The sequence below is a fragment of the Parvibaculum sp. genome, from assembly GCF_030694575.1.
GTDB lineage: Bacteria > Pseudomonadota > Alphaproteobacteria > Parvibaculales > Parvibaculaceae > Parvibaculum.
This window is the reverse complement of sequence record NZ_JAUYUS010000088.1, coordinates 1-5,881: the sequence shown is the minus strand read 5'-3', so window position 1 is coordinate 5,881 and position 5,881 is coordinate 1. Positions and strand designations below refer to the sequence as shown.

Annotated in this window: 6 protein-coding genes; 1 reads left to right on the top strand and 5 read right to left on the bottom strand. The window is 64.4% G+C overall.

The features are described 5' to 3' along the window. On the top strand, window positions 1-214 hold a 214-nt coding region (locus Q8S60_RS12355), incomplete at its 5' end, for a hypothetical protein (RefSeq protein WP_305668594.1). Here the strand turns inward: Q8S60_RS12355 and Q8S60_RS12350 are convergent. The 5 genes from Q8S60_RS12350 to Q8S60_RS12330 all read right to left on the bottom strand — a co-directional run bounded on the left by Q8S60_RS12350 (window position 200) and on the right by Q8S60_RS12330 (window position 5,805). Further along, the gene (locus Q8S60_RS12350; RefSeq protein ID WP_305254259.1) at window positions 200-1,234 is read right to left on the bottom strand and encodes an alpha/beta hydrolase; all 1,035 of its coding nucleotides are present in this window, start codon (window positions 1,232-1,234) and stop codon (window positions 200-202) included. The two genes, Q8S60_RS12355 and Q8S60_RS12350, sit on opposite strands and share 15 nt — an antisense overlap. 73 nt (window positions 1,235-1,307) lie before the next feature. Then, the gene (locus tag Q8S60_RS12345) at window positions 1,308-3,431 is read right to left on the bottom strand and encodes a TonB-dependent receptor domain-containing protein (protein ID WP_305254258.1); all 2,124 of its coding nucleotides are present in this window, start codon (window positions 3,429-3,431) and stop codon (window positions 1,308-1,310) included. Window positions 3,432-3,469: 38 nt separating this feature from the next. Next, the gene (locus Q8S60_RS12340; RefSeq protein WP_305254257.1) at window positions 3,470-3,916 is read right to left on the bottom strand and encodes a hypothetical protein; all 447 of its coding nucleotides are present in this window, start codon (window positions 3,914-3,916) and stop codon (window positions 3,470-3,472) included. 88 nt (window positions 3,917-4,004) lie between these two features. Continuing rightward, window positions 4,005-4,604 carry a uracil-DNA glycosylase family protein gene (locus Q8S60_RS12335; protein ID WP_305254256.1) on the bottom strand — a complete coding sequence of 200 codons (600 nt, stop codon included), beginning with the start codon at window positions 4,602-4,604 and terminating at the stop codon, window positions 4,005-4,007. A 49-nt stretch (window positions 4,605-4,653) separates the two neighbouring features. Beyond that, the gene (locus Q8S60_RS12330) at window positions 4,654-5,805 is read right to left on the bottom strand and encodes an acyl-CoA dehydrogenase family protein (RefSeq protein WP_305254255.1); all 1,152 of its coding nucleotides are present in this window, start codon (window positions 5,803-5,805) and stop codon (window positions 4,654-4,656) included. Between the last annotated feature and the right edge of the window lie 76 nt (window positions 5,806-5,881).

The window sequence follows — 5,881 nt, the reverse complement described above, 5'->3', positions numbered from 1 at the left end:
CGCCGTCGCCGAGTCGGGCATCGACCTTGCGCAACTGAAGGCGCGCCTTTTCCGTGCCATCATCAAGGCGGAGCGGCCGCATCTTGCGAATGTGCCGGAACTCCTGGCCGACATCGAAAGGGAAATCAAAATCCGTTTCGGCGAAGAGAACGCGCCCATCCTAGCCGAGCCACTGGAAGACGAAGAGGACGCAGCCGTTTCACAGAGCGCCTGAACCGGTTTCGTTCGGCCGCAACGCTTCCGCGAGCGCTCCGCACGGTTTCATATCCGTGTCGCCGGATGGCGGAGACGCCCCGGACGCGGCGATCCACGCGGCAATGTCGCGCCATACGGTTTCGCGCTGAAGATCGCGCAGCAGCATGTGGTAGCCGTCGGGGTAGCAGATGGCGGCGACGTCGACCTCCGCTTCCTTCATCGCCGTGAGCGCATCGCCGACGGGAGGTGCCGGTACGATTTCATCCTTCGCGCCATAGAGCAGCAGAACCGGCACACCGAGACGGGCCGAAGCGGCATGGGCGCTGTCCATCAGATCGACGAGGCCGTAGATCGTATCGATGCGCGTTCCCTTGATGACGAGAGGGTCGCGGCCGAGAGCGCGGAGCATTTCGATGTTGTCCGACGGCCTGATCCCGAGGCCGCGCCCCGTCAAGGTGTAGGACGGCGCGAGGCGGGCCGAGGCCCAGAGGACGATCCTGTAAAAATCGTTCATGGCGCGCCAGCCCCAGACGGCGGGCGCCGACAGGATGAGACCGTCGATCTCCGGCGGTTCCGGCAAGGTCATCGCGCGCATGGCGACCGCGCCGCCCATGCTTTCGCCGAGGAGATAGACCGGCAGGTCCGGATGGCGTCCGCGCACCATCCTCACAACGCTCGCAGCATCTTCCGCCATGCGGGTGTCGCCCGCCCAGAGCCCCTGCCCCGGCGCCCGGCCGAAGCCGCGCTGGTCGATCGCGTAAAGCGAGATGCCCCGTGCGGCGAACCATGGACCGGGGCCGGGGTCCGAAAAGGCATTCGAGTAGTCGTTGAAGCCGTGCAGCGCGACGACGACCGCGCGCGGTTCCTTTGCCTGAAAGACCAACATGGGCAACGTGGCGCCGTCGGCCATGACCGCCACCGTCGACGCCGCCGTCGTGTCGAGGCGCGCATCGTAGACCGGATCGCCGACCGCCATCATCTGCGGCGCGCAGGCGAAGGCGGAAACGAGAAGAAGAAGGAGCGGGAAGATGCGTGACATGCACGGAGGCTAGCGCATCGGCACAGCCCAGGCGAGAAGCTAGGGAGGCGGCACGCGGCCGCCTCCCCGTCGATCAGAATGTCAGATTCATCTGAAGATAAGCCGAACGCCCCGGCTCGTTTACCTGAACCACCGCCGGATCGAAACCATTCCCGCGGCTCAGATGAGACGCATAGGTGGTGTCGAGAAGGTTGGCGACGCCGCCCCGCAGCTCGACCGCGCTGGCGAGCTGCCATGTACCGAAGAGATCGAAGACCGCGTAGCCCGGGGTCTCACGAACATCGAGGCCCGACCCTGTCGCGGTGCTTGTGTCGGCCCTTGTCTGTTTCCCGGCCCAGCGCATGCGCGTGCCGGCACTCCATTCCGTTACGTCGTAGACCAGTTCAACGCTGCCGCTGATTGGCGATATCTGGTAGAGGGCCCGGTTGTCGGTCGTGTTCTCGCCATAGGTATAGGCGAGGTTGCCGCCGACATGCCATGACGGCGCGAACGCCCATTGCCCGGCGACGTCGACTCCCGCGAGTTCCGCATCGACATTGCGGAAGATACTCGAGATGCCGTCGTTCACAAGGACGCCGGACTGGCCGCGTGCAATGTCCCGTGAGATGAAGTCCTTCACATTGTCGTACCAGATCCCGGTGGAAGCCTTCCAAGCGGACCCTGCCGTCTCGATACCCATATCGACCTGATGATGCTGTTCGGGATCGATACCGGGATTGCCGACCCAGCCGCCGCCGCCCATCGCGGGCGCACGGGCAATGCCTCGCTCGGTCGCATCCGCCGTGCGTACCGCGCGGCTCGCGCCTGCCCAGCCGGAGAAGCCGCCGAAGTCATGCGTCACTCGAACGAGGCCGCTAACATTGGTCTCATCCCGGTCCGTCTGCACGACGCCATAGAAAGTGTTGTAGAGCGTGCGGGCCGAGACCGCGCCCATGCCGCCCGGCAGGAGGTCGGCTTTCGTCGCCTTGACGGAGACGAAGTCGGTGCGGATACCGGCGGTGATGTCCGTTCTGGCCGTCAGAGGCGCGCTCGCCTCGACGAACAAGCCGGCATCCTCGATTTCCATGCCCGGCCATGTGTAGTTGGAAATCGTGGCCGGCGGAATGGCCGCCATCATGGACGAATAGCTTATCGCATCGCGATCGTTGCGGCGGTAGTCGCCGCCGATCGTCACATCCAGATTGCCGAATTCGAGAACACCCGCGAGCCGCGCGCCGCGCGTGTCGGACGTCGCATCGGTGCGCATGGTCATCGTGCCTGGCGTGCGCAGCGAGTAGTTGTCCATGACGTGATCGACGAAGGAACCGTAGACGCTCGCCTCGACGCCTTTGAATGCACCGCCTTCCTCGAAATTGTGTTCGATGGCGAGGCGGTATGTGTCTGTGGCGGTCCAGGGCGCGTCCATGCCCGCCCCCGCGAAATAGACGTCGACGGCGCGGTTCTGTTCCGCCGAGAAGGAAAGAAGCGAGTTCGATCCATAACGAAGGCCGACTTCTCCGCCGCCACCATATTGCTCGAAGGCAGAGCGGACCTCCCGGCCCGAACCGTCTTCGTAGTTGTCCGCGCGGCGGTCCGTCACGAAACCACGAATATAACTGCCACGTTCGACGGCGCGTGCCTGCGCGCTCACGTAACGCTGCGAGCCGTTCGACTCGACACCGGCCTCGATATTGCCCGAGAGTCCTTCCGGGAAATCCGCGGGATCGGCGCGTTCGAGCGAAACCGTACCCGCGGGTGCAGGCGGGCCGTCGAGCACGGACTGATAGCCGCGCCGCACGGTGATGCTGTCGCCGGACATAGGCATCATGGAGGAGGTGGGCGGGTCCATGCGGTTCGGGCAGGCGCCGAAGACATAGGCGCCGTCGCTGAGGACGGCTATCCTGTCTTCCGACATGCCGCGAATGCTGATGTCCGAACCATGGCCGCCCATACGGCCCGCCGTCACGCCCGGCAAGCGCGAGAGAAGCTCGCCAGCGTCGCGTGCGGGCGGGCCCGCAATTTCGTCGACCTTCACCGTTTCGGAAACGTCGCCTTCCTCTTCCGGCGCGGAGATGACGAGTTCGGGTATCAAAATGGGGGACCGTTTCTCATCCGCGGCCTTGGCGGAAAGCGGCCAGAACACCGGCATGAGGGCGGCGGAAGCGGTGGCAGCGAGCAGCATGGCCCGCCGCGCCGCAATAGAGCGCTGAAACAACATCGAATTTTTCCTGTCTTGTCTGAAACTGCGAACCGGGTTCAGACGTGGACAGGTGGGCCTCGCGTGAGCGCGGGAGGATGTTCCGTACCATGCAGAACAAGGATCGCGGCGGCGGGGCGCAGCAGATCGGGCAAGGCCGGACGCCGCAACTGGATGAAGAGGCCGTCGCGGAACTCCCCAAGCGCCGCCGTCACCATCGGGGCGCAGAGGCCGGGCGCGATATCATACTGTTCTTCGCCGTCGGGGAGCACCTCGCCGCTATTGTCGAGGCGAATGACCTTCAGGCCGCTGCCGGTACAGATGACGATGCGGTCTTCGAAGACGCCTGTCGTCTGCAGCGGACGGGCGGCGAGGCTGCCGGCCAGTGCGGGAAAGAGGATCGAAAGCGCAACGAGTGCGAAAAGCAGCCGCGAGACAAGCGACGGCGCAGAACCGCCGCGGCGCGGATTGCCCCTTACCCGCCTTGTGCGTTGCAGAATGCTCAACCGTTTCCCCTTTTGCCGCAGTATCCGGAGAAGGGTCTGGCCTGTCAAAACCGAGAGGCGGCAATCGCTGTGGCGCGATGACGCAGGCCTAGCCGATCAGGCGGCGTACCTCGCGCTTCAGGACGGGCAGGAGGTCTTCCTCGAACCAGGGGTTCTTCTTGATCCATGCATTGTTGCGCCATGACGGGTGCGGCAGAGGCAGGAAGCGGGGATAATATTCTTTCCATGCCGAGACGGTTGCGGTGAGGCTTTCCTTGCGCGTGGTGCCCAGATGCCATGCTTGCGCATACTGGCCGACGAGTAATGTCAGTTCCATTTGCGGTAGCAATTCGAAGAGATCGTGCCGCCAGCGTTCGGCGCATTCCCGGCGGGGTGGCAGATCGCCGCCCTTGGCGTCGAGGCCCGGAAAGCAGAATCCCATGGGCACGATGGCGATGCGCGACACATCGTAGAACTCTTCGGACGTGACGCCCATCCAGTCGCGAAGCCGGTCGCCGCTCGGATCGGTGAAGGGCGTCCCCGAGGCATGAACGCGCGTGCCGGGCGCCTGCCCGACAATGCATATCCGCGCCGTACGCGACACACGCAGGACCGGGCGCGGCTCATGCGGCAGGGGCTTGTTGCGCGGGCTTTCGATGCAGACGCGGCAGGCGCGGATATCGGAGACGAGACGGTCGAGCTTTCTCATACCGGCATTATGTCATCCCGCACGGCCGCGCCAAACTCGGCAAAGCACGTCAGTTCACCGCCTTCAACAGGTTCCGCGCGATGATGACCTGCTGCACCTGGCTCGTGCCTTCATAGATGCGGAAGATGCGGACGTCGCGGTAGAAGCGCTCAATGCCGTAGTCGGCGACATAGCCTGCGCCGCCATGAACCTGCACAGCGCGGTCGGCGATACGGCCTACGGCTTCGGAGCAGAAGAGCTTGCAGCAGGAACTTTCGGTCGCGACATCCTCGCCCGCATCGCGGCGGCGGGCGGCGTCGAGCACCATGCAGCGGCCGGCATAGGCTTCCATCTTCGAATCCGCCAGCATCGCCTGCACGAGCTGGAGATTGCCGATGGGCGCGCCGAACTGCTTGCGCTCTGCGGCATACTTCACCGAATCCTCGACGAGGCGGTCGGCGACGCCGATGCAGACGGCGGAGATGTGGAGACGGCCGCGCTCCAGCACCTGCATGGCAGTGACGAAGCCCTTGCCTTCCTCCGCGCCCAGCAGACAGGAGGCGGGGATGCGCGCGTCCTCGAAAATCACGTCGCAGATATGCGCGCCCTGCTGGCCCATCTTCTTTTCGGGTTTGCCGACGTGAATGCCCGGAATGTCGCGCGGCACGATAAAGGCGGAGACACCCTTCGCGCCCGGCGTTTTCGGGTCGGTGCGCGCCATCAGCGTGAAGGCGTGGGCCTTGTTGGCGTTGGTGATGTAGCGCTTGGTACCGTTGACGATGTAGTGGTCGCCGTCGCGAATGGCGGTCGCCTTCAGCGAAGCGGCATCGGAACCTGCTTCAGGCTCCGTCAGCGCGAAGCTGACGATAACCTCACCGCTGGCGATTTTGGGTAGCCAGTATTCCTTCTGGTCCTGGCGGCCATGCATGACGATGCCCTGGCTGCCGATGCCGACATTGGTGCCGATGACGGAGCGGAAGGCGGGCGAAGTGCGGCCCAATTCGAACATGAGGAGGCATTCCTCCTCCATGGTCAGGCCGAGACCGCCATATTCGACGGGAACCGAAATGCCGAAGAGGCCGAGTTCCTTCATCTCCTCGACGATTTCGTCCGGTACCTTGTCGGTTTCGGAGACCTTGTCCTCAATGGGACGCAGGCGCTCGTCGACAAAGCGGCGGACGGAGGAGATGAGCTGGTCGCGTGTTTCGGCGTCGAGGGCCATGGGTTTTCCCGCATTGAGTTCAAAGGCAGCGGGAATTTAGGGCAAGGGCCGACGGGGGTCAAAACAGGCCGAATCG

Coding starts and splice junctions, on each gene's coding strand:
- Q8S60_RS12345 (WP_305254258.1), bottom strand. CDS start 3,431: ATGTTGTTTCAGCGCTCTATTGCGGCGCGGCGGGCCATGCTGCTCGCT.
- Q8S60_RS12335 (WP_305254256.1), bottom strand. CDS start 4,604: ATGAGAAAGCTCGACCGTCTCGTCTCCGATATCCGCGCCTGCCGCGTC.
- Q8S60_RS12350 (WP_305254259.1), bottom strand. CDS start 1,234: ATGTCACGCATCTTCCCGCTCCTTCTTCTTCTCGTTTCCGCCTTCGCC.
- Q8S60_RS12330 (WP_305254255.1), bottom strand. CDS start 5,805: ATGGCCCTCGACGCCGAAACACGCGACCAGCTCATCTCCTCCGTCCGC.